At 39.7% G+C, this 20,428-nt stretch carries 25 protein-coding genes and 1 pseudogene; 2 read left to right on the forward strand and 24 right to left on the reverse strand.

Translation table 11 applies throughout. From position 1 onward, the window contains the following. Positions 1–240: 240 nt before the first annotated feature. From BLL40_RS02835 to BLL40_RS02860, 6 genes are read right to left on the reverse strand one after another with little or no spacing between them, the layout of a single operon-like run. A complete protein-coding gene (locus tag BLL40_RS02835) occupies positions 241–1,008 on the reverse strand; it encodes a 3-oxoacyl-ACP reductase (protein ID WP_083566234.1) in 768 nt (255 codons plus the stop codon). An 11-nt stretch (positions 1,009–1,019) separates the two neighbouring features. Further along, on the reverse strand, positions 1,020–2,030 hold the full coding sequence (locus BLL40_RS02840) for an ABC transporter substrate-binding protein (RefSeq protein WP_073710413.1): 1,011 nt from the start codon (positions 2,028–2,030) through the stop codon (positions 1,020–1,022). Beyond that, entirely contained in the window at positions 2,027–2,782 is a 756-nt protein-coding gene (locus BLL40_RS02845; protein WP_073710414.1) for an ABC transporter permease, read from the reverse strand. Before BLL40_RS02845 ends, BLL40_RS02840 begins: the two co-directional genes overlap by 4 nt. Then, on the reverse strand, positions 2,779–3,525 hold the full coding sequence (locus tag BLL40_RS02850) for an ABC transporter ATP-binding protein (RefSeq protein ID WP_073710415.1): 747 nt from the start codon (positions 3,523–3,525) through the stop codon (positions 2,779–2,781). The genes BLL40_RS02845 and BLL40_RS02850 overlap by 4 nt, the downstream gene beginning before the upstream one ends. An 11-nt stretch (positions 3,526–3,536) precedes the next feature. Continuing rightward, positions 3,537–4,988 (reverse strand): acyl-CoA reductase, encoded by a 1,452-nt coding sequence (locus tag BLL40_RS02855; RefSeq protein ID WP_073710416.1) that lies wholly within the window; start codon positions 4,986–4,988, stop codon positions 3,537–3,539. Next, on the reverse strand, positions 4,985–6,076 hold the full coding sequence (locus BLL40_RS02860) for a LuxE/PaaK family acyltransferase (protein WP_073710417.1): 1,092 nt from the start codon (positions 6,074–6,076) through the stop codon (positions 4,985–4,987). Before BLL40_RS02860 ends, BLL40_RS02855 begins: the two co-directional genes overlap by 4 nt. Positions 6,077–6,568: 492 nt before the next feature. On the opposite strand from BLL40_RS02860, the gene BLL40_RS02865 reads away from it, so the two are divergent. Further along, the gene (locus BLL40_RS02865) at positions 6,569–7,276 is read left to right on the forward strand and encodes a class I SAM-dependent methyltransferase (protein WP_073710418.1); all 708 of its coding nucleotides are present in this window, start codon (positions 6,569–6,571) and stop codon (positions 7,274–7,276) included. Between the two features lie 23 nt (positions 7,277–7,299). On the opposite strand, the gene BLL40_RS02870 is transcribed toward BLL40_RS02865, so the two are convergent. The 6 genes from BLL40_RS02870 to BLL40_RS02900 all read right to left on the reverse strand — a co-directional run bounded on the left by BLL40_RS02870 (position 7,300) and on the right by BLL40_RS02900 (position 12,530). After that, the gene (locus BLL40_RS02870; protein WP_073710419.1) at positions 7,300–8,118 is read right to left on the reverse strand and encodes a DUF2268 domain-containing putative Zn-dependent protease; all 819 of its coding nucleotides are present in this window, start codon (positions 8,116–8,118) and stop codon (positions 7,300–7,302) included. Positions 8,119–8,735: 617 nt separating this feature from the next. After that, on the reverse strand, positions 8,736–9,398 hold the full coding sequence (locus BLL40_RS02880; protein WP_073710421.1) for a TetR family transcriptional regulator: 663 nt from the start codon (positions 9,396–9,398) through the stop codon (positions 8,736–8,738). Between the two features lie 191 nt (positions 9,399–9,589). After that, the gene (locus BLL40_RS02885; RefSeq protein ID WP_073710422.1) at positions 9,590–10,336 is read right to left on the reverse strand and encodes an SDR family NAD(P)-dependent oxidoreductase; all 747 of its coding nucleotides are present in this window, start codon (positions 10,334–10,336) and stop codon (positions 9,590–9,592) included. Position 10,337: 1 nt separating this feature from the next. Continuing rightward, entirely contained in the window at positions 10,338–10,748 is a 411-nt protein-coding gene (locus BLL40_RS02890; protein ID WP_073710423.1) for a RidA family protein, read from the reverse strand. Between the two features lie 191 nt (positions 10,749–10,939). Then, positions 10,940–11,902, reverse strand: coding sequence for a flavin monoamine oxidase family protein (locus BLL40_RS02895; RefSeq protein WP_073710424.1), 963 nt, complete (start codon positions 11,900–11,902; stop codon positions 10,940–10,942). A gap of 262 nt (positions 11,903–12,164) precedes the next feature. Continuing rightward, positions 12,165–12,530 (reverse strand): hypothetical protein, encoded by a 366-nt coding sequence (locus BLL40_RS02900; protein WP_073710425.1) that lies wholly within the window; start codon positions 12,528–12,530, stop codon positions 12,165–12,167. Positions 12,531–13,015: 485 nt separating this feature from the next. On the opposite strand from BLL40_RS02900, the gene BLL40_RS02905 reads away from it, so the two are divergent. Continuing rightward, a complete protein-coding gene (locus BLL40_RS02905; RefSeq protein ID WP_073710426.1) occupies positions 13,016–13,402 on the forward strand; it encodes a hypothetical protein in 387 nt (128 codons plus the stop codon). Between the two features lie 185 nt (positions 13,403–13,587). Here the strand turns inward: BLL40_RS02905 and BLL40_RS02910 are convergent, their stop codons facing one another. The 12 genes and pseudogenes from BLL40_RS02910 to BLL40_RS18100 form a co-directional block, all read right to left on the reverse strand. Further along, positions 13,588–14,190, reverse strand: a complete 603-nt coding sequence (locus BLL40_RS02910; protein ID WP_073710427.1) for a class I SAM-dependent methyltransferase — start codon at positions 14,188–14,190, stop codon at positions 13,588–13,590. Between the two features lie 282 nt (positions 14,191–14,472). Next, positions 14,473–15,249: a sulfite exporter TauE/SafE family protein gene (locus BLL40_RS02915; RefSeq protein WP_073710428.1), complete on the reverse strand. Its 777-nt coding sequence runs from the start codon at positions 15,247–15,249 to the stop codon at positions 14,473–14,475. Positions 15,250–15,305: 56 nt separating this feature from the next. Beyond that, positions 15,306–15,533 (reverse strand): sulfurtransferase TusA family protein, encoded by a 228-nt coding sequence (locus BLL40_RS02920; RefSeq protein WP_073710429.1) that lies wholly within the window; start codon positions 15,531–15,533, stop codon positions 15,306–15,308. 46 nt (positions 15,534–15,579) lie between these two features. Further along, the gene (locus tag BLL40_RS02925) at positions 15,580–16,707 is read right to left on the reverse strand and encodes an MBL fold metallo-hydrolase (RefSeq protein WP_073710430.1); all 1,128 of its coding nucleotides are present in this window, start codon (positions 16,705–16,707) and stop codon (positions 15,580–15,582) included. Between the two features lie 59 nt (positions 16,708–16,766). After that, positions 16,767–17,162 (reverse strand): DsrE/DsrF/DrsH-like family protein, encoded by a 396-nt coding sequence (locus BLL40_RS02930; protein WP_073710431.1) that lies wholly within the window; start codon positions 17,160–17,162, stop codon positions 16,767–16,769. A gap of 20 nt (positions 17,163–17,182) precedes the next feature. Then, positions 17,183–17,737: a sulfurtransferase TusA family protein gene (locus BLL40_RS02935; RefSeq protein WP_073710432.1), complete on the reverse strand. Its 555-nt coding sequence runs from the start codon at positions 17,735–17,737 to the stop codon at positions 17,183–17,185. Positions 17,738–17,789: 52 nt separating this feature from the next. Then, positions 17,790–18,086: a rhodanese-like domain-containing protein gene (locus BLL40_RS02940; RefSeq protein ID WP_073710433.1), complete on the reverse strand. Its 297-nt coding sequence runs from the start codon at positions 18,084–18,086 to the stop codon at positions 17,790–17,792. Between the two features lie 20 nt (positions 18,087–18,106). Further along, a complete protein-coding gene (locus BLL40_RS02945; RefSeq protein WP_073710434.1) occupies positions 18,107–18,478 on the reverse strand; it encodes a rhodanese-like domain-containing protein in 372 nt (123 codons plus the stop codon). A 52-nt stretch (positions 18,479–18,530) separates the two neighbouring features. Beyond that, positions 18,531–19,013 (reverse strand): DsrE/DsrF/DrsH-like family protein, encoded by a 483-nt coding sequence (locus BLL40_RS02950; RefSeq protein WP_073710435.1) that lies wholly within the window; start codon positions 19,011–19,013, stop codon positions 18,531–18,533. A gap of 63 nt (positions 19,014–19,076) precedes the next feature. After that, positions 19,077–19,304 (reverse strand): sulfurtransferase TusA family protein, encoded by a 228-nt coding sequence (locus tag BLL40_RS02955; protein WP_073710436.1) that lies wholly within the window; start codon positions 19,302–19,304, stop codon positions 19,077–19,079. An 84-nt stretch (positions 19,305–19,388) separates the two neighbouring features. Further along, positions 19,389–19,649, reverse strand: coding sequence for a metal-sensitive transcriptional regulator (locus tag BLL40_RS02960; protein ID WP_073710437.1), 261 nt, complete (start codon positions 19,647–19,649; stop codon positions 19,389–19,391). Between the two features lie 503 nt (positions 19,650–20,152). Beyond that, positions 20,153–20,297: pseudogene (locus BLL40_RS18100) on the reverse strand (MBL fold metallo-hydrolase); the annotation flags it as partial. Between the last annotated feature and the right edge of the window lie 131 nt (positions 20,298–20,428).

A 20,428-nucleotide genomic window follows, 5' to 3' on the forward strand; every position in this document is an offset into this window, starting at 1 on the left:
TTTATCCTTCTGTTCTTTTAGAAGTCTTGAAGCGGAGGTCTTACTGCCCATTAATCTGCGATAAAATTCAAATTTCTTGTGTAAAGCTTTAATTTAAGGACACAAAAGCCCCTCCCGACTAGTATGATCGGGAGGGGCTGGCCATTGCTGATTATATGGTGATCGTTATTTAAACACTTTTTTAATAATGTTTCTTCAAAAAGATGAAGGAAACTTTTCACATACATGTAAGCACTGTCGTTACATCACAAAGCCGCCATCGACAAACAAAGTCTGTCCGGTCATAAACTTGCTCCAATCAGAAGCTAGAAACAAAACCGGCCCCGCCACATCCTCAGGAAGCGCAATTCTCCGAAGAGGGGTTTGTGCCATAATCATTTCCTTCACTTCTTCTTTTGTATGCTTGCTGGCACTCGTAGGATATACGATTCCTGGTGCGACACAGTTGACTCTAATGCCAAAAGGGCCGAGCTCTGCTGCTAAATTACGGCTATATCCCTGCAGTGCCGCTTTCGCGGTGCCGTATTCATGATAGGGGACAATAGGTCTCTCAACCAAGTTGCTGATCACATTGATGATGCTTCCCTGACTCTGTTTTTTCATAAAAGGAAGAACCGCTTGGCACATATAATGAGTGGATCGTAAAGCTCCGTCAATTTGCTTCTGATAATCTTCCCATTTTAGCTCCCAAGCCAACTTACGCTCATCAGGATTAAAGGAATACGGTGTAAATGCATTATTAACGACCACGTCTATTCTTCCCATTTCTAACAACACCTGTTCGACCATATCATTTACAGCGTTTTCAGATGTAACGTCAGCTTGAATAGCCCAGCCATCCCCCCCCAGTTCTAGACAGGATGCCACAACCTTTTCAGCGGCCTCTTTGTTTTGAAGGTAATTGACGACAACAGATGCTTTCTCTGCTGCAAAAGCACGAGCAATAGAAGCGCCAATTCCCCGACTAGCTCCTGTGACAAGCACCACTTTGCTTTGAAATTTCCCCATATTGCCCTCCATTATTTTGTAGGAATCAGTTCCTCTATTATAACCTCTTCCATATTGAGCTTATTTTCAACTAAGCCTAGTTTTTGATACGTGTCTGCACCTTGTTGCAAAATGGCTGCATCAAGTGTACCCAAGCCTTGCTCTTCTGTTCGTTCTGAGATGCTTGATGCATTGCGAAGTTTAATGATTTCTAAGTTTAGCTCCTCGTTTTTTCCATCGATCGCATATTCTTTTGCTAATGAAGCAGCTTCTTCGGGATAATCAATCATCCATTGCGCGCTAGTTTGATAAGCTTCTAAAAACTTCTCTAGTACATCTTTCTTATCTTCAAACGTTTTCTCTGTCACAACAAAAATATCACTTGGAATGTTCAAGTAGTCTTTTACTTCTAACACGTTGACATCGCCTAAGCCTTTTTGTTTTCCAATAACAAGTCCAGTATCAGTTGCAGCTGTGGCATCTACTTGTCCCTGCATGAGAGGTGCAAAGTTTAGAAGGCCTGTTTCAACAATTTTGACATCTTTTTCAGAAAGACCAACTTGATTCAGCATCACAAGCAGATTCTGACGGGTTCCGCTTGCCAAGCTATACACACCAATCGTTTTGCCTTTTAAATCTTCAGGCTTTGTAATGTTTTTTTCTTTCAGTGAAACAATGTTAAATACATTTTGAGGATAGACATTATAAAGAACCTTTAATTTTTCTCCTTTATCCAAAGCAAAATATAGAGAGCCAGGATCAGTAAAGGCAACATCTGCTTGTCCAGAAAGAATGTTTTTAATCGCATCTCCTCCGCCGGCTCCAGGAATAACGGTGACATTCAAGCCGTTTTCTTTAAAATATCCTTTTTCCTCATCTACGAGCAAGTTTGTTTGCTCAGTGATCGGCTGGCTCCAGCTGGCTACCCGGAGGTTTTCCATCTCTTCTGTTTTAGGTGCTTCCGTTTTTTGTTCCTGTGCACCGCAAGCCGTCATAAATACTGCTGCGGACAATAATAAAGCAAATATATTTTTCGTTTTCATTTTTTTGTCTCCTTCATATATAGTTTTAACCATCTTTTTTCTGCTATATTAACAAGCTGATAAAGGACCATTCCGATAATGGTTAGTAAGATTAAGGAAGCAAACATTAAGGGCGTATCCATCATCCCTTGGGACGCAATAATCAATGCTCCAAGTCCCTCACTGCCGCCAATAAATTCACCTATTACCGCACCTACTACAGCCAGTACAACCGCTACACGGAGTCCGGATAGAATGCCGGACAGACCTGCCGGGATTTTTAAATGAATCAATGTTTGCCATCGGCTGGCTTTAAGCATACGAAACAATTCTAATTTTTGCTTGTCCACATACTGAATGGAAGACATCGTATTTTCCAGCAGCGGGAAAAAGCAAATGAGCGCTGTGATGATAACTTTAGACGTCATACCAAAGCCAAACCATAGAATAAACAAGGGAGCCAAAGCGAGTTTAGGAACCGCTTGGCTGGCGATGATATAGGGAGAAAGAAGCTTGCGTAAAAATTCGCTTTCCCCCATTAAAATACCGATAATAAATCCAAAAAGACTCCCTAAAGTTAGGCCCAGTACAATCTCTAGGGTCGTCCGAATAATATGTGCTGTAAAATATCCATTCATTAGTCCCTCTATCAGTGTATGAAGGATGACAGAAGGGGCAGGGAGTACAAGTTCTGACATGTTGCCAGCTCTTACTTCCCATAAAGCAAGCAGGAGGATAAAGAGCAAGAATGAATACAATCGAATATTTTTCATAATCGCGCCTCACTCATAATTTGGCGTACTGTTAAACAAAGATCGTTAAAGTACGAACCATATCTCATTTTCATCGTACGTGGCTTTGCCAGATTCACTTCTTCCTCATAGATAATGCTGCCTTTATCCATGACAGCAACACGGTCTGATAAGTAGACAGCTTCTGAAATATCATGTGTGATAAAAAGCACCGTTGTATTTTGCAGCTGGCAGATTCTTAATAAATCTTCTTGTAATTCTTCTCTCGTAATGGCATCTAAGGCAGCAAAGGGTTCATCTAAAAAGAGCATAGGCGGTTTTTGAATGAGCGCTCTTGCTAAAGCAACACGGCTTTGCTGTCCTCCCGATAGTTGTGTTGGATACCTATTATGATAAGCAGACAGGCCGATCATTTCCAGTAAAGCGGCAGCATGCGCCCGGTCCTCTTCCGTTAGCTTTCGTCTAAGAGTGATAGGGAGCAGGACATTATCCATGACTGTTTTCCATTCTAAGAGGGTAGGTGACTGGAAAACAAATCCGCATTCATGAGAAGGCTCGGCCATGTCTTTTCCATTCAACTGTATACATCCTTTATCCGGCTTTAATAAGCCTGATGCAAGTTTTAGCAAGGTAGTCTTCCCGCATCCGCTTTTCCCTAATAAACAGTGAAACGCTCCTTTTTCAATGGCCAAATTCACTCCATTGACGACAGGACTTGTTCCTTGATACGTGTAGGTAATATCTTTTATTGTTAAAAACCCCATTCCGCGGCCTCCTAATCCACATAAGGCGCAAACTGTTCACTTGATGCTTCCGCAGCTGCTTCTATGTCTACCATGTTCACTAAGTCTAATAAATTAAAGCGGCCATCATGATGCCATCCAGCTTCCGGAGATGTCATTGATCCGAGAGCCGTAATCCGTGTGACGCCGGTTTTTCCTAGTAATTCAGCCCACTCAAAAAGTTCTTTTGGACTTGCGGCGACCCCCACAGTCTGAAGTAGGGAACGATGAAGATCAATACAAGAAAGAATCTCTTCAATCGTTTCGAATGCAATCACTTTAATCACACGGTTTAAACAGCTCGGCGTAAAATGGAGGTCGTTTTCTTCATATACAACAGTCCAGTCATTTGCCTGATTGCCGAGCACTTCATTATTCGGGTTAGAAAAAATAGTCATTTCTTCTCTTTGCCGCCACGCTGTTATGGATGCAGACTCCTCTATCGAAAGATTCCGCCGCGGATATCTTCTTTGATAGTTTTCTAATTCATTTGCTAGAAACCGTGCAAATTCTCTTGGAGAAACCTTTCCCCCATGCTGCACATAAAAAATATGAGGAGAATAGCATCCTTGCTGATCATATCGAATCACATCCAGAGCTGCCTGATGAACCGATTGCCATGCTTTTCTCGAATCAAGGCTTGATTGGGACACAATACCAAAACTGATTTTATGGCCAAATGGTAAAAAGCGTGTTGTAATCGGCATACGATTTTGCAACGACTGCAACGACTGATTGCCGCCGTAGCCAACGACAACATCTGATCGCTCCAATAGACAACGCTCCCGCTCTTCGTCACCGCCTTTCCACCAAACAATAGCGAAACAGTCAGCTAACCGTGGTTCTATTTCGACCAGTATATGAGCAAACCAGCCCGAAAACAAGGGCTCTGTGCTCGGAACTTTTCCAATATTCCCCGCTTTCACAAGCAAGCCTGAGATCAAACTCCATAAAGGCAGAGCAGGAACGTTGCCAGACCAAATATGAGTGACGATGTTCGGTCCCATCGCTTTTGAAAATCCCCCTTTGACACGAGGCTGGAAGTCGTCAAGCAGCAAAGGATTACCTAAATCCTCTACAAGAAAACGCTGAAGCTCTTTCTTTCGGAACGCTTTCAAATAGGAAGTAAGGCCAAGCCGAATGATTTCTTCATCGTATCCTGTCACAACGGGCAACAGCTTTTCTGCTTTTTGCCGGTATGGAGATTGGCGATCCAGCAGCTGATCAATGGCTTGATCAATGACGCCGGCAATTTCCGAAACAGAAAAAGATTTTAAGATTTCAGAACTGGCTCTTTTCACCTTTTCAATCACCTTGTTCATCTGCTCATTCGTAAGAAAAGGTATTTCCACTTCGACCTTCTCACTCTGGCTCTGAAACGTTAACACCTTTGTCTCAAATTCTGTTTCACCTATATCTGGAAGGTAACCTGCACGTTCCCTCATTCTGAAACCCCTTTTGATGCGGCCTTTAAGAACTCTTCTACAGCAATCGAGCAGCCTTTTGCTTCGGTGCCTTGCACTCTACCTAAAAGAAGAATACCGTTTTCAAGCTCAACTCCAACGTCTTCTGTTAAAATAGTGGTCACTGAATTGAAATTGCCCAAATCACAGTGAACAAGAACCCCACGTTCGCCCTTAGGCACCTCTTCCCCAGTTAAAGGATTAATGACTCTAGTCCGTATCCAATGAGGTCCTGATTTAATAGAAGGAACAGATTCATTCCCCTTATCGTAAAATTGCGTGCTAAGCTCGGTCACTCCATACATATTGATACAGTCTGCGCGATCTACACCAAGAGTAGTAGATAGTAGATGATAAAATTCATTTAATTCCAATTCCTTTGACTGGTTTTTAAATCCGCCTGTATCCAAAATCCTGCTTCCTTTTGGCAATGAAAACGTTTTCCCCATGCGTTCCAATGACTCAAGCATATGGACAAAACTATAGCTTGCGCCTAAGAGAGCATACGGTTCTCCTGTTTCCTCCGCATGATTCAGTTCACCCAGCAGACGTGTCATATCAATTCCATGTTCGTTTACAAAATAATGGCTTTCCTTCGTGCCAAATTCTTTTACAGCCAATGCTAAATAATGGGCCAACGAAGAATTCGGCATTTCCTTTTTCGTTGGAAAAAGAATCCCCATCCGGATGTGTTCCATGTCTTTCATAAACCGTTTCTTAAAGTTTAGTTTCATAGATTGATCATAGATATGTAAGGTAGGATGGTAGTGCTTTCCTTTTACTCCTTTCGTCGTGCCACTTGTCATAAATATGGCCTCCGCTTTTTCCGGATCTGTACAGCTTAGCGTAACATCTTTAAATGCATTGATCGGAACGGGAGGTATGTCTTTCCACGTTCTCACCATTCTTGGTGTTTTGCCTTTTTGCATACAAAAAGTTCGATAAGGGAGGTTATATTGATATTGATAAGCATACAGGCGTAGCGCCAATTCATTAAACTCCGTCGCCTTAGAAGCATCTGTTTGAATGAACTGAAAAACATGCTGAATGATTTCTTTCTGATGATCCATTATTTTCCACCCTTTCTAAATCTACATAAAATAAAAACACTTTACATAAGCAAAGTGTAAATAATAAATATTCTTCATCACTTTCCCTACGCTGGCATTATCCAGCAGGTTATAACGGTCTCCAACGGATTAGTTGCACTCTCAGTCTGATTCCACAGACTCCCGACGAATCATTTTGATCAAAGTCTACTCTTTCTAAATATAGAATGCAAGATTTTTCTCTATTTGGTCCAAATACTAACGTTCTATTTATTCAAATGAAAACCGAAAATTATGTTCATAATCGCGCATTTTAATGTAATCACTTTTTATATACAGCTAATCGCCTTGTGAGGATAGCTAATTCGCTTGTAGGCCAACGCTATATTACAAAGAAGCTTCCGTTTTTTACGCCTTGCAGCCTCTTTTCATATGCACCCCGCTTAAGGTTCAACATAAGTTGGTATATAGTACTGCTGCTTGCAAAAAAATTTTAGGAATAGGAGATAACTGATGAGCCATAACTATTTAGATTTATTAGCCTATTTTGGAATTGGGGGGGCGCACCCCGGTGGTTTTCCTTTAACACAACGTCTATTGCAAGATGAAATCATTACCCCATGCAGTTCGGTTTTAGATATCGGCTGCGGGACCGGACAAACGGCGGCTTTTCTAAATCAAAAATATGGGTGTCATGTGACAGCCGTAGATAATCACCCCATTATGCTTGAAAAAGCAAGAGAGCGCTTCAAGAATCAAGAGTCAACTGTACAAGTGATCGAAGGAGATGCACAGAAATTACCTTTTAAAGACCATTGTTTTGATTTCATTCTAGCGGAATCCGTTATTACGTTTACTGCTATTTCTAAAACGTTGAATGAACTCTTCAGATTATTAAAAAGGGATGGGTGTATGATCATTATTGAAATGACAGCGGAAAAGCCCCTATCAAGAAAAGTACGAAAAAAAGTGCACACCCTTTACGGCATACACGAAGTTTTAAGTGAAAAGGAGTGGAAATTGAAACTGCAACAGATCGGATTTACGCATGTCGACATGATAAACCCATCTTCTAGACTCATCCAAACAGACATTACAGATATAAATCCATCGAAAAATCTTAGCGATGAATGGTATGATTTATGGGAAAAGCACCACTCTTTTATCAATCAATCCACTGTCCCCCTTGGCTTTCGTGTATTTCGTTGCAGTTTCAAATAATATTTTCATTTCTTCCTAACTAGTTACTTATACGGGAACTTAGATCCAGCGATCAACTCTTCAGACGTTTTGGCGTACAATTCGTTATTCTTAAAAGGACCGTGGCGCATTTGATAGGAATCCACAATTTGAAATCCTATATGATACCCAATCCATTTTGGAAGTTGTCGATTGCCTTTGCCATATAAAAAAAGATCGTGTTTTTCCTTCCCCATAATGTTTAATGACGGAACAAAGTGGCGCTCCCACAATCCCACGCTCTCTTCAAACGTATAGAGATGGACCCAGGGCCCTAACCACTTTTCGCCATATAATTCTTTAACAGCAAACTCCCCAAGCCCTTCAATCATAAGTGAATCTTTTAAAGTGAGCTTTTTATTCTCTACATCTAAATAGGCTAGCCGGCACACATGGTTATATTCATGAGCAAATATGGCCTTTATTTCTTCTTTTAATAGATCTGGCGATAAAAATAAAAAGATCGCTCCCATAAATGTTACCCCGTTTTTTTTAATACCCTTTTTAATTGGATAAATAAAGATCGGAGCCTCTGGACCATTCCATCTCTTTTTTAATCGCTTGTATTCCTGATTCACTAGTCCCCGCATGTTGTTTTTTTCCATCTTCTGAACAGTCGTTACAATCCCTTTCCATTCTCTCGGTTCAAATAATCCTTGTTCTAGCAAGTGATAATGCAGTTCTTCAGCGCTTATTTCAGGAATCCAGTCTTTTAATGGATCACATAAAGTCTCACATTGAATAAAGTAGGGCTCTCTTGATTGTTGTTCTTTGCATGCCTTCACAAACGTATTCAGCCATATGTGGGTCTCTATAACGGACAAGTGTCTCCCCCTTTTTACGCATACGTGCTTTCTTATTTATATGATCTTCGGTATTTCATTATTAAAAGAAGACACTATTTTTACTTAAATAAATATAATGTGCATATGGAGACAAGTGTCTATGACAAAATCTCATTTTCTACATACGTTAATAATACATGGAAGCATGTAAATAAGATTAAAAGGAGGATATGTATGCCCTATTCAAATATGTATAATCTTTGCTGTAAATACCACGGGCAAATGGTTAGAATAACGGGTCGTGATGGCAAAGTGCATATAGGAGAAATCACTAGAGTTAATAAGGATTACGTTTGGCTACGGCCTAGAAATCTAGGAGGCTATGGCTATGGATTTTTCGGAGGATATGGACGGGGATATGGTTATCCGTTGGCTCTCGGTTTCATTACGGGGATTGTTTTAGCATCCGCGTTCTTCTGGTAATCTGAATGGATGAATAAAGATAAAAAAGCTGTCCCAAAAGTCGATGAATAACGAACTGTGGACAGCTCTATTTTTTGTTTACAGCCTTACGTCTTACACGATCTCTACAAATGTAGATGATTCTGTACTGCCATGTCTGTTGCGTACGTTTACCCGTTTGTCTTCAGCTTCTCTCAGTTTGAATTTTGATATTTTAATGTGATCTCTTTTATATAATCCATTGTGACTTTAGTAGCTTGCTCAGGAGAATAACTTAAACGATTATTGAGTATTGTTGTCAGCATCCCCTTCCATACTAGAACAGCTACTTGTAAAAGAAAGTCTATATTTTCCTCATTAAAATTTTCATTTTGTGTAGCTTCAATAAGCAAAGGTTTTGATCGTTTCGCTATATCATGTTCTAGCATAATATTTTTAAGTTGGTCAGGAAACTTATCGAAGTCATTACTGTATACACTATAGTAATGTTTTATTAATTCATTTGGGTGTTCCCCTAAATCAGATATGAAAATGGCATGATAAATTTGTGGTTTAGCAAAAGAATGTTTACAAAAACATTCCCAAGAAACTAAATATTTATCTAGAGGTGTTTGTGCTTTTTGAGTGTAAGTGGAAAGATCTTTATTATAATCATCTAGGAATCTCATCGAGGCGAAAAAAATCAAGTGTGATAATTCTTTGAAATAATTATAAATCGTTGAACTCGTATAGCCAGCTATGTCTGCAACCCCTCTAGCAGTTACATGTTCAATACCTTTCTCTTCTATTATAGTAGCTGCTGCTTCGATAAAATAGTCATGCATTCTAGCAGTTTGTTTTTGTTTTCGTGCATTCATTTAATCACGCTCCCATAATTAATTATATGCTTATGACATGGTACATAACAACAGCCTACATACAATAGCAATCGTTAAACTTTTTTCATCAAAAAACAATTTGTAATTTTAAAAAAGCTCGAATTGAAATTAATCGAGCTTTCTTGGATCCTCACTATTTTAATAGGCTTTCATTTTCTTTATAAATCAGTTTAATCTAATCGGGTTCCTAATGTTAAACCACCATCAACAACTATTTCTGTACCCGTACAATACGAGCTTTCATCAGATGCTAGAAAAGCAACCACCTGGGCAATTTCTTGAGGTAAACCTATACGTCCTAAAGGAGTATTCGAGTAAAAATCAGGAACCTCCCCATCTGGAGCTGCCATATTTGTTTTAATTCCACCAGGATGAATAATGTTGACACGTATTCCTTTTGGACCTACTTCCACAGCAGTCGCCTTTGACATAGCTACTACCGCAGCTTTTGTAGAAGCATATGCTGCGGTACCATCTAATGGAGCAAAAGCCGATATAGAAACAATATTAATGATAGAACCTTTTTTCTGCTCTGACATGATTGGGATAATGGTTTGCATTCCAAGAAAAACACCTATTTGATTTACCTGTATTAATTTTTGATAATCCGCAAGAGAAGTGTTTATTAATGGACTGTTTTGGTATATTCCTGCATTATTAACAAGGGCATCAACTTTTCCGAATCTATCTAATACAGCATCTTTAGCGTTTTGCCAGTCTTTTTCTCTCGTGACATCTAGCTCAATTGGAAATACATTATCTTCTCCTATTTCATCTGCAAGTTTTTTTGCATCTTCTAAAACCCGTGCACCTATTACAACGTGCATTCCTAAGGATGATAAGTAGCGTACTTGGGCTTCGCCTTGACCTCTTGATGAACCTGTAACGATGACAACTTTTCCTTTTAAACTGTTCATTTTATTGTTTACCCCTCTCACTATTAGCTACGTAGGCTACGGCATCTATTTCGACAAGAATGTTTTCTTGAAAGGACGCAATTTGAACGGTTGTCCTAGCAGGAGCCCCGTCCATTGTCACCCGTCTACGGTAAACCTCGTTAAATTCTTCGAGTCGATTAATATCCGTAACGAACGCTGATATTTTTAAAACTGTAGATAGATTTGCACCGGTGGTCTTAAGTGCAGCTTCCAGGTTATCAAAGGCTAAATCTATTTGTTCAGAAAATTCATCAGGAATGCCTCCTTGACTGTTCATGCCTATTTGCCCACTTGTCCAGACAAGATCGCCAAAACGAACGGCTGAACTATAAGGATGGGTTGGATCTTGTGTTGCAACTTTAAATAGTTCTCTTTGCTTTTGTAGGGTCATTTTCTATTTCCTCCATTTCAATAAAGTGATACTTCATTCAGTGGGGATTTTCTTCATCCCCACTGAATGAAACAGGAACTCAAGTAAAGAGCGCCGCGTCCTGCGGCAATACTTGAGTGACCGGCTTCAGCCGGCCCGAACCAATCGGGCTTTTACGGACAGTTGATCTCCGGTTTATCCTTCTTTTCTTTTCAAAGTCTTGAAACGGGGGTCTTACTGTCCGTTAATGCGGGATAAATTTTATTTGAAGGTGAAGTACCTAATAAACTTAGAATATCCTGTGCCGCATCATACCCTGTTTGGATAGCCGTTTCTGTATAGAGAGTTCCCAGATAGTCTCCAGCTAAATATAAGCGACCTGATGGTCTAGTCAAGTAAGGCTGAATTTTACTGCGTCCTGGGAAACAATAGACCAGTCCAAGCGGCCATCTTTGCACTTCGGATTCTACTACATGGTTACTGAAACCAGGAAAAATATCATCCAAGTCATTTAAATAAGTTTTTACTATTTGATCATCTGTTTTCTCAATAAGATTGCGTGCTAATCGTGCAGGTGAGAAGGTCATAAAACTACTGCCTTGTTGTCTTACAGGCTCGTTGTTTCTTACGATATTAGACATATTAAAAGCAACATTGAAGGATCTTTTTGGTGCTGCAACAGCATATGCATTATCCCAAACCTGAGGACCCGTTTCATTTGTTAAGAAGGCAGCGCTTACATATGGCCCATAAACGATTTGATCTAGTGCTTCTCCCATTTGTTGGTCAATATCAACCGCTATTTTACGTGTAATTGGAGCTGGAGTGGCAAGAATAGCATAACGAGCTTCTTCTTCATAAGATACTCCATTTTGAGTATACCGTACAACAACTGAATTTGGTTTATGAAAAACTTCATTTACTACGGCACCAATCTGTACTCGTTCACCTAACCCTGCTGCCATTGTTTCCGTTAATGTTGAAGGACCCCCTATTATATTACGTGTTAATCCTTCCCCGTCCCCTTTACTCCAGACAAGATTGAAATATTCTACTCCTGCACCTGCTGAGATTTCTTCAGGGTCCCCAGCTGATCGACTAACTGTTGGACGGAATAAAGCATCTGCATCTGTTGGAAGTTCCCCAACAAAATCGGTAAACGTCTGATCGTTCATAAAATCATATACCCTTTGTTGCTGAGCCCAATAACTCTCATCAGGTCATCTAGCAACTATTTTTCCGTTTCTCTAAGTCTTGAAGTGGGCGTCTTACTGCCCTTTAATCTGGAATAAAATACAGATTGAAAGTATATAGCAACTTAACACTACACAAAAAAATCGTTTGGATTTTCCAAACGATTTTTTATATACTGAAATGTATAACATTCAAGGATCTATTGTAGAAAAACTAATGTAATACGACGTATCGAAAACCGTTTTACATGCTTCCACTGCAAAGGTCATTAGGTTTGAAAGGAGAGTGAGTTGACGGTGTTTTTACTTTTTCTTGTACATCGAGCAGCATTCTTTCAGCCAGTTGATCGAACCATCTCTCGTCCCCGGTATGAATGGCCAGGTCAATCAAAGAATCCCAATCCTCTTTTTCAAGTGTTAAATTGAGTTTCCCAACACGATCGACGGTAAATAGTTTCGGTGTTGGTTTCACAGAATGCGTTACACCTTCAACGTAATTTGCTACTTTTGTAATAAACACCTCGTTACGTGCCACAGAAATACTCTCAATAAAACCGATCACGTGATAATTATCGATCTGAGCAATAATCCAATCTCCACTTCTCAACATGCTCCTTGCCCCTTCCTGTATTTATTCTATAGCAATTGACCTTTCTCTATTTAGCTGTTCCGGTTAAAATAAAGACTTATCTACATCTAGATTAGTCTCTTATTATCATTATCCCATTAAGTCTTTTTAAAGCAATAATCAATAATTGGAAACGCTTTCATAATTGTGAGCCGTTTACGTTTCTATCAAAAAACTTCATCCATATTTGAAATTTCCTCAATCGGTGCAACGGGTATGTTGAGATCTTTCTTGATCAGCAGATGCTTCTTTTTTTTTCGATCATTACATGAATAAAAAAGCTTTACATGGTTATCTTAAAAATGGTCAGTACCTATTGTATGAAAGTTCACCGGCAGAAAGGGGTGTTCGATAAATTTACTGACTTGGTTAAAAGAGTGTTTCCTGATGCTCATTAAATAGATGTAAATAAGTTTTAATGATGCATCTTTATTCGAATTTTACTAACAGGAAGGAGGTTTCTTTTTATGAACAACCAAAATGGGATGATGTCTTCATTACTTACTCTTGGTTTAGCTGCTACAGCTATTTACGGATTGACAAGAGGACTGCGCAACGGATCTTTCCAGCCATTCCTGCAAACATTGATGAGCTCCTTTGGTGGACAGGGACAAGTAGCACAACAAATGACACAACCGATGATGCAAGGTATGATGAATAATCAATCCTCAGGTCAACAAATGAATAATTTTAAACAAAGTGGAACGATGAACAGGCAAACACAGGCAGCCCAGCAAATGGCACAGCCAATGCAAGGTATGATGAATAATCAATCCTCAGCACAACAGTCATCGAATCAACAAACAAGTAATTTTAGACAAAGTAGAACGATAAACCGTAACCAGTCAAACTAAAAAAGCCTCTAGACTTAGCCTGTACGAATGGCGGTCTAGAGGCTTTTTCAGATGGGATTATTACTACTAGTCATTTGGATTTGAGAAAGGCTATTTTTATCTTTTTAAAGTTAAGCAACTTCTCCCTTTTACTCGATAAGAAAGAACCGCGTGCTATTTAGCCATTATTTCCCCGTTTGCTACCATTACTTTGTAGGCTTTTGGAAAATGGATTGAATGACGTGGCTTGTGCCTTGGTGAAGTTTCCCCTCGTTCCGTTTTGCTTCGCCCGTATAGAAGTGATGGATATACCAATCTTGAAACGTATTCAACATTTGAATAGGTGTATATAATAGCTCAATGTCCCTCGGTCCGCCCGATTTAAAGTGTATTTGCTCAGTTGAATATAATTCAGACACATACAGGCCGCCAGGTTTTAGTGACTTCTTGATGCCTTCCATTGTCTTTTCAAAAACAGGTACCGGGAAATGGCCAAATACATGAATAACAGCATCCCACTTATCCTCCGTCCACTCTGCCTCAGCCAGGTCACAAAATTCGGCTTCTACAACAACTCCTCGTTCTAATGCCAATTTTTTCGTTTTTTCAATGCCTGAAAGAGCGTAATCCCATGTTGTTACATGCAAACCGTTTTCAGCCAGAAACACCGCATTGCGCCCCTCGCCCTCTGCAATAGATAGAACTCGGCTTTCTTTTCGTAGTTTTTCCGCAGCTATACGGACAATTTCGCTTGCTTCCTTACCGTAAACATACTCCTCTTCTTTGAATCGTTCATGCCACATGTTCATTTTATCCGCTCCTTTAAATCAAGCTTAATGCTGACCAGCTTACTCTTTCCACTTTAAGTATGAGGTCAAGAATGTGGAAAAATCAAATCATCTAGCTGGCAGCCATTTTTCTAAAATCATTACTCTTCATCGAGATTCTCTGATAATATTCCTTTGCAACTTTTGTAACAGCCGCTCCTGCTTTTTTTCTGTTTATCTCTTAAGTTTGCCTTATCCTTTTGAAGTGGCTAGATTTAGAAAAGAAAACAAAAAGGAGCCATTGTTGACTCCCATGTTTTTATTTCAAAGAATGTCCATCCAAATTTTAATCGAGGTACCTAATATTAACAAGGCTAACACCACTTGCAATATTTTCGTATTCACTTTTTGTCCAGCCTTTGCTCCTAAAGGAGAGGCAAGTAAGCTAGCGACAATCATGATGGCTGCTGGGCCATAAAGAACCTGGTCAGTCGTGATTTTACCGACCGTGGCGCCAATCGAGGAAATAAAAGTAATCGCGAGTGAAGTAGCAATGGTCATCCGTGTTGGAATCTTTAAGACGACGAGCATTATGGGTACGAGGATAAAAGCTCCTGCTGCCCCAACAACTCCTGCTCCAATCCCTACGATGAAAGCCAATCCAGCTGCTAGCCATTTATTAAACGTGACCTGATCCAGTGAAATATCATCAATTCCTTTTTTCGGGAGAAACATCAAAACCACTGCAATCGCAGCGAGTATCCCATAAACAAGATTGATGCCTCCTTCTGACATCATGCCAGAACCATAACCGCCAATGAAACTTCCGACTAATATACTAGACCCCATATAGATAATCAGAGTTTTGTTCAAATAACCACCTTTTCGGTACGCCCACACTCCTGCGATAGTAGCGAAAAAAACTTGAATGGCACTAATTCCAGATACTTCATGGGCACTGAACGCAGCCATACCAAGTATCGGGGGAATATACAAAAGCATTGGATATTTAATGATGGAACCGCCAATCCCGACCATTCCTGAAATAAAGGACCCGATAAAACCAATCAAGAAAATCGTGATAATAAACGTAAGATCCATACGCTCCTCCTCCTTTCAAAAAAGAAAGGGTATCGAACAGATACCCTTTTTTCTGATCAGCCTTTTTTGATCCAGAATTTTAGTACATCGTCCTCTTCTGCCTGATTCACAAGATCATGTCCGCCGGATTTTGCCCAGGCTGTGAGGTCTGCTTTTGCACCTTTATCTGTCGCATGGATTTCCAATACTTGACCTGTTTCCAGTTCATTCATAGCTTTTTTCGTTTTCACAATTGGCATTGGACAGGCAAACCCTTTTGCGTCTAATACTTTATCTGCGTTCATTTTCATCTCTCCATTCATTTTTTACGTTATTTTGCTTGCACACTTTTTATCGAACGGCACAACGATTTGGCCCAATTTCCATCTCCCGTTGTTTTTCTTCATCCGGATTGATTTTCCCCATGTTCGTTTCACGGATCTCCTGATAAGCGTTTGGCTGTGGCGGCAGGTTGCCGGTTACCATTTCTCTGAATGTCGTCTCATCTTCTATATTCAAGCCGTGATTTTTCTCAAACAATGTGCCCAACTTTTCCGATACACTGCCGTCCTCATTCAACTCTTCCATGATCATAAAGTGAGCAGGTAAAACGATGAGATCATCAGATAATTCTTTATAACGGGTGTAAAGTGTATCTCTCAAATCTCCCACCCAATCTTCTGCCAGTCCAGCCAAGTCAGGTCTTCCGATCGAATCAATAAATAGAATGTCACCTGAAAGTAAATACGTGTCATCTACAATAAAAGAAGTAGAACCGATCGTATGGCCTGGGGAATACAACGGCTGAATGTTGATTGTCGTATTGCCAATCGTTACATCTTGGCCTTCTTCTAATGGCTGATAATCAAATGTTACTTCCTGTGCATCCTTTGGCGGAAGCCAGTAAGTGGCATTTGTTGTTTCAGCAATCTTTCTGCCGCCTGAAATGTGATCAGCATGAAGATGTGTATCAAACACGTGAGTGATTTTCGCACCGATTTCTTGAGCAAAATCCATATATACTTCTGTCATACGCGTCGCATCAATAAGAGCTGCTTCTCCATTTGATACGACCATATAAGAGAGACACCCTTTGCCAATTCGAACAAACTGATACAGTTCTCCACCGTCTTTTAAATCGCCCACTTTAACAGGGTCTAAATGTTCACTCCACGCTTTCATGCCGCCTTGAAGATAAGATACGGTCATCCCTTCTTCTGAAAGCATATCAGCGACCATGATGGATGAACCTTCTTTTGCACATACAACCAATACTTCTTTATCTTGAGGGAGCTGTGGTAAAATTTCTTCGACTCCATCCAACAGGTCAAAGTAAGGAATGTTTAAATATTGCACATTTTCTCCTTCCACTTTCCAGTCTTGAAAAGCATCTTCATTCCGAACATCTAAAATAAAGAACGACTCTTTATTGACAACCTTTTTAGCGACTTCTTTCGCTGTCATTGAATTTACTGGCATATCCAATTACCTCCTAGGGTATAATTTATTTTAAAATTTTTTATTTTCTTTATCGTACATTAAAATGTTAACGTCACATCGGCATCTTTAGCGAATTCTAAGAAAGTCACTGCTCCGCCTACTTCAATTCCGTCAACGAATGCTTCTTTTTCCAGACCTATGACATCCATCGTCATTTGACAGCCAATAAAGGTCACGCCCATTTCTTGAGCCATCTCCACTAACTCTGGAATGGAAGGGACATTTGCTTTCTTGAATCCTTCTACTAAATGTTCTTTTCCTTGAGGCATTGGCAGCTGCTGGTATGCTTCTTTGTGAATGAGGTTCAGTCCTTCAAATGTAAAGAAAATGGCTACTTCCTGATCAGTCGCTGCTGCAGCTGTCGCAATATTGAATACCTTGTATGCATCGAACAATCCGCCATTTGCGGCAATGATCGCTGTTTTTGTACTCATATGTTCTTTTCCTCCTTTCTTTAAATCGTTTTCCCTGTCCAGTCACGCATGCCAGGTACAACATTGAATAATTGTTTGAATCCTTTTTTCGCTATTGTTTGAGCGGCTAATTCACTTCTTCTGCCCGAGTGACAGATCACATAAATGACGTCTTCTTTGTCCAGCTCTCCAGCACGCTGTTCGACCTCTCCAAGTGGGATATGGATAGCACCCTCAATGTGTCCTTCTTCATATTCCTCTATTTCCCGAACATCTAAAACCGTTAAATTTTCATTTTTGTCTACTTTTTCTTTAAATTCATCTAATGAGATTTCAGGAATCACAACGCCCTCTGCTTCTATTGCTCCCGCTTTGCGCAGGAAATGACGCAAGGTGTCCCCTTCTGTTTCTGTTCCTAAATACTCGTGGCCCGTGCTTTTAGCCCAAGCCTGCAAGTCGGCCGTTGAACCCTTATCGGTTGCCTGGATTTCTAATACCTCGCCCGGCTCTAAATCCTTCATTGTTTTTTTAGTTTTGACAATAGGCATCGGACAAGCTAGTCCTTTTGCATCTAATACATGGTTTGATTCCATCATTGTGTTTCCTCCTTGTTAATAATACCTGTATAGTTTTTAATACCGTAAAAAATTATTTAATAGCGCCTTCCCACTCATTCATACCGCCTGTCATATTGATGACTCGATATCCATGGCTTTCTAAAAGATTAGCGGCCATCGAACTTCGCCCGCCTGACCGGCATACCATGACGTATTCTTTTGACTTATCCAGTTCATGCATGCGAAACTCTACTAAACCTAAAGGTATATTTACAGCCCCAGGAATCTGTCCAGTTGCTACTTCATCTGTTTCACGAACATCAATAATGGTAAGATCTTTTCCTTGACGGATTAATGCTTCTAACTCACTCGGCACCAATTGTTTCATTAAAAATCCTCCTTTTTTGATTAATACCAGGCACTCATGCCGCCTTTAATATTAGTTATGTGTTTAAATCCAAGCTTTTTTAACACTTTGCTTGCTTTACTGCTCCTCATACCACTTTGACAGATGACAAAAACCTCGTTGTCTTTTGACAATTCACCGGCCCGTTTCTTTAATTCATAGAGGGGAATACTTTTAAACCCGTCGATTCGATTTGCCTGAAATTCATGTGGCATACGCACATCAATAAACTGCTTCCCGCTTTTCTTTAATTCTGATTTTAATTCACTCGTCGTCATCGTTTTAATGCCTTTTACGGGAGCAAAACGTCGGTAAGCAAACCATACAACGAATGCAATCAATAAAGCATTGATCAAGAGATCTGTTTCAATCATCTTATTCATTTCCCACCTTTCCTTTATTCATTTGCTTATTTATCCATAGCCATTAGATAAACAAGTTGACATTTCCCTCTTCAGCGTCAGCTAAATAAGCAGCTACACCAGCATATTCAATTCCATCCAGCAATTCTTCCTGCTGAAGACCAAGCAGATCCATCGTCATTGTGCATGCGATAAGCTTAACGTCCTGTTCCTGCGCCATCTCAATTAATTGAGGAAGTGTCATCGCGTTGTGTTTTTTCATGACATGCTTAATCATTTTTGGTCCCATTCCGGCAAAGTTCATGTTTGATAAGCCCATTTTGTCTGAACCTCTCGGCATCATCTTCGCAAACATCTTTTCAAGCAATCCTTTTTTCAATGCCAATGGTTCATCTTTACGCAGCGCATTTAATCCCCAAAATGTGTGGAAGATGATTACTTCATGATCATAAGCAGCTGCACCATTTGCGATAATATACGCTGCCATCGCCTTATCATAGTCCCCGCTGAATAAAATAATCGTTGTTTTTTTCTTTTGTTCAGTCATAGTAAAACCTCCCTGTCCTCACTTACCCATACTAGCATGGGTATAATATGTGATTAAAAAAAATTAGCCTTTTTGAATGTAGAATGTGAATATTTCATCTTCTTCTTTTGCGTTTAAAAGTGTGTGCCCCATTGATTTTGCCCATGCGGTTAAATCACCGTTTGCCCCTTTATCAGTTGTTTGAACTTCTAATATTTGTCCCGCTTCTAGCTGATTTATCGCTTTCTTCGTTTTCACAATGGGCATTGGACATGCAAGCCCTTTTGCATCTAGTACTTGATCTGCTTTCATTTATTTTCCCTCCGATTCTTTTTATACCTATAAGGGTATATTAAAGGATTGAGATTCATTCGTCAACCCTTATATTTTTTATTTTTATCTGCTTTTGACAAGTAAGTCTACAGCTTCTTGCACAAGATTATCTGTTTCTTTCCCTGCCTCAATATTCTCTCTAAGGCACTGTTCCAAATTCATACTGACAATAACACCCATTGTCCGGTCAATCGCACTGCGTGTAGCGGATAATTGAGTCACAACATCACGGCAGTCCTTTCCGTCTTCAATCATTTTCAATACCCCTCTGATTTGCCCTTCAATTCGTTTTAAACGATTTTCAACTTTTTTATCGTACATCATAACGCATATCTCCTTTTTCTTTTATTTTCGATTGACTGTTTTTAAATAAATAACTGTCCACTTTAAAACCTTTCGCTTGTAAGTACCGCAAACTATGATGCAATTCGAGGTGATCCGTAGCGATTACATGGATTTAATCGCATGGAATTTCCAGGTGATTTTTCTTTAAATTAGCAACTGGAATGTTCAAATAAGCTTTTGAAAGCCCTTTTTGAGATTTATGGTAATATAGTCGTTCACACCGCTTTCTTCTTATAATTAAGAAACCCCTTTAACAAGATAATAACGCCTATAAGCAATAACGGCTACAAAAAAGAATAACATACTGATGATGATAGAAATAATGTATCCAATCTTTTTACATGAATGCTTTGTACCCTTATATTATACCCCGTTAGGTATATTGTCAAGCGGTTAAATTGTATAGTCAGCACTATTTTTTCTTCTTTTATTTGTTTCCATTCATCAAAAAAGATACCTGTTTAGGCACCTTTTTTGATGTGTTAACGAACAGCACAGCGATTCGGAACGATTTCCCCTCTCCCCTTGCTGTTCTAAATCTGCCGTTATTTTCCCCTTATTCACCTGACATATCTTTTGATAAGCATTTGGCTCGGGCGGGAGATCCGTTGCCGTTTTTCTACATTCTTATTCGTCCATATATATTTGCTCCGAGTTTTTCAAAAACGCTTTCAGCCTGATTCACTTCGTTTTTAATATACATTTACCTATAACGGTATATTGTTTTCAAAAAGAAAAGAAAAAAGACATCCATTCCC

Origin of the sequence: Domibacillus mangrovi (assembly GCF_001906925.1) — a bacterium.
Taxonomy (GTDB): domain Bacteria; phylum Bacillota; class Bacilli; order Bacillales; family Domibacillaceae; genus Domibacillus; species Domibacillus mangrovi.

Excerpts from the sequence above, each read along its gene's own strand:
- BLL40_RS02835 (WP_083566234.1), bottom strand. The coding sequence starts at position 1,008 with ATGGGGAAATTTCAAAGCAAAGTGGTGCTTGTCACAGGAGCTAGTCGG.
- BLL40_RS02840 (WP_073710413.1), bottom strand. The coding sequence starts at position 2,030 with ATGAAAACGAAAAATATATTTGCTTTATTATTGTCCGCAGCAGTATTT.
- BLL40_RS02845 (WP_073710414.1), bottom strand. The coding sequence starts at position 2,782 with ATGAAAAATATTCGATTGTATTCATTCTTGCTCTTTATCCTCCTGCTT.
- BLL40_RS02850 (WP_073710415.1), bottom strand. The coding sequence starts at position 3,525 with ATGGGGTTTTTAACAATAAAAGATATTACCTACACGTATCAAGGAACA.
- BLL40_RS02855 (WP_073710416.1), bottom strand. The coding sequence starts at position 4,988 with ATGAGGGAACGTGCAGGTTACCTTCCAGATATAGGTGAAACAGAATTT.
- BLL40_RS02860 (WP_073710417.1), bottom strand. The coding sequence starts at position 6,076 with ATGGATCATCAGAAAGAAATCATTCAGCATGTTTTTCAGTTCATTCAA.
- BLL40_RS02865 (WP_073710418.1), top strand. The coding sequence starts at position 6,569 with ATGAGCCATAACTATTTAGATTTATTAGCCTATTTTGGAATTGGGGGG.
- BLL40_RS02880 (WP_073710421.1), bottom strand. The coding sequence starts at position 9,398 with ATGAATGCACGAAAACAAAAACAAACTGCTAGAATGCATGACTATTTT.
- BLL40_RS02885 (WP_073710422.1), bottom strand. The coding sequence starts at position 10,336 with ATGAACAGTTTAAAAGGAAAAGTTGTCATCGTTACAGGTTCATCAAGA.
- BLL40_RS02890 (WP_073710423.1), bottom strand. The coding sequence starts at position 10,748 with ATGACCCTACAAAAGCAAAGAGAACTATTTAAAGTTGCAACACAAGAT.
- BLL40_RS02895 (WP_073710424.1), bottom strand. The coding sequence starts at position 11,902 with ATGAACGATCAGACGTTTACCGATTTTGTTGGGGAACTTCCAACAGAT.
- BLL40_RS02900 (WP_073710425.1), bottom strand. The coding sequence starts at position 12,530 with ATGTTGAGAAGTGGAGATTGGATTATTGCTCAGATCGATAATTATCAC.
- BLL40_RS02905 (WP_073710426.1), top strand. The coding sequence starts at position 13,016 with ATGAACAACCAAAATGGGATGATGTCTTCATTACTTACTCTTGGTTTA.
- BLL40_RS02910 (WP_073710427.1), bottom strand. The coding sequence starts at position 14,190 with ATGAACATGTGGCATGAACGATTCAAAGAAGAGGAGTATGTTTACGGT.
- BLL40_RS02915 (WP_073710428.1), bottom strand. The coding sequence starts at position 15,249 with ATGGATCTTACGTTTATTATCACGATTTTCTTGATTGGTTTTATCGGG.
- BLL40_RS02920 (WP_073710429.1), bottom strand. The coding sequence starts at position 15,533 with ATGAACGCAGATAAAGTATTAGACGCAAAAGGGTTTGCCTGTCCAATG.
- BLL40_RS02925 (WP_073710430.1), bottom strand. The coding sequence starts at position 16,707 with ATGCCAGTAAATTCAATGACAGCGAAAGAAGTCGCTAAAAAGGTTGTC.
- BLL40_RS02930 (WP_073710431.1), bottom strand. The coding sequence starts at position 17,162 with ATGAGTACAAAAACAGCGATCATTGCCGCAAATGGCGGATTGTTCGAT.
- BLL40_RS02935 (WP_073710432.1), bottom strand. The coding sequence starts at position 17,737 with ATGATGGAATCAAACCATGTATTAGATGCAAAAGGACTAGCTTGTCCG.
- BLL40_RS02940 (WP_073710433.1), bottom strand. The coding sequence starts at position 18,086 with ATGAAACAATTGGTGCCGAGTGAGTTAGAAGCATTAATCCGTCAAGGA.
- BLL40_RS02945 (WP_073710434.1), bottom strand. The coding sequence starts at position 18,478 with ATGATTGAAACAGATCTCTTGATCAATGCTTTATTGATTGCATTCGTT.
- BLL40_RS02950 (WP_073710435.1), bottom strand. The coding sequence starts at position 19,013 with ATGACTGAACAAAAGAAAAAAACAACGATTATTTTATTCAGCGGGGAC.
- BLL40_RS02955 (WP_073710436.1), bottom strand. The coding sequence starts at position 19,304 with ATGAAAGCAGATCAAGTACTAGATGCAAAAGGGCTTGCATGTCCAATG.
- BLL40_RS02960 (WP_073710437.1), bottom strand. The coding sequence starts at position 19,649 with ATGATGTACGATAAAAAAGTTGAAAATCGTTTAAAACGAATTGAAGGG.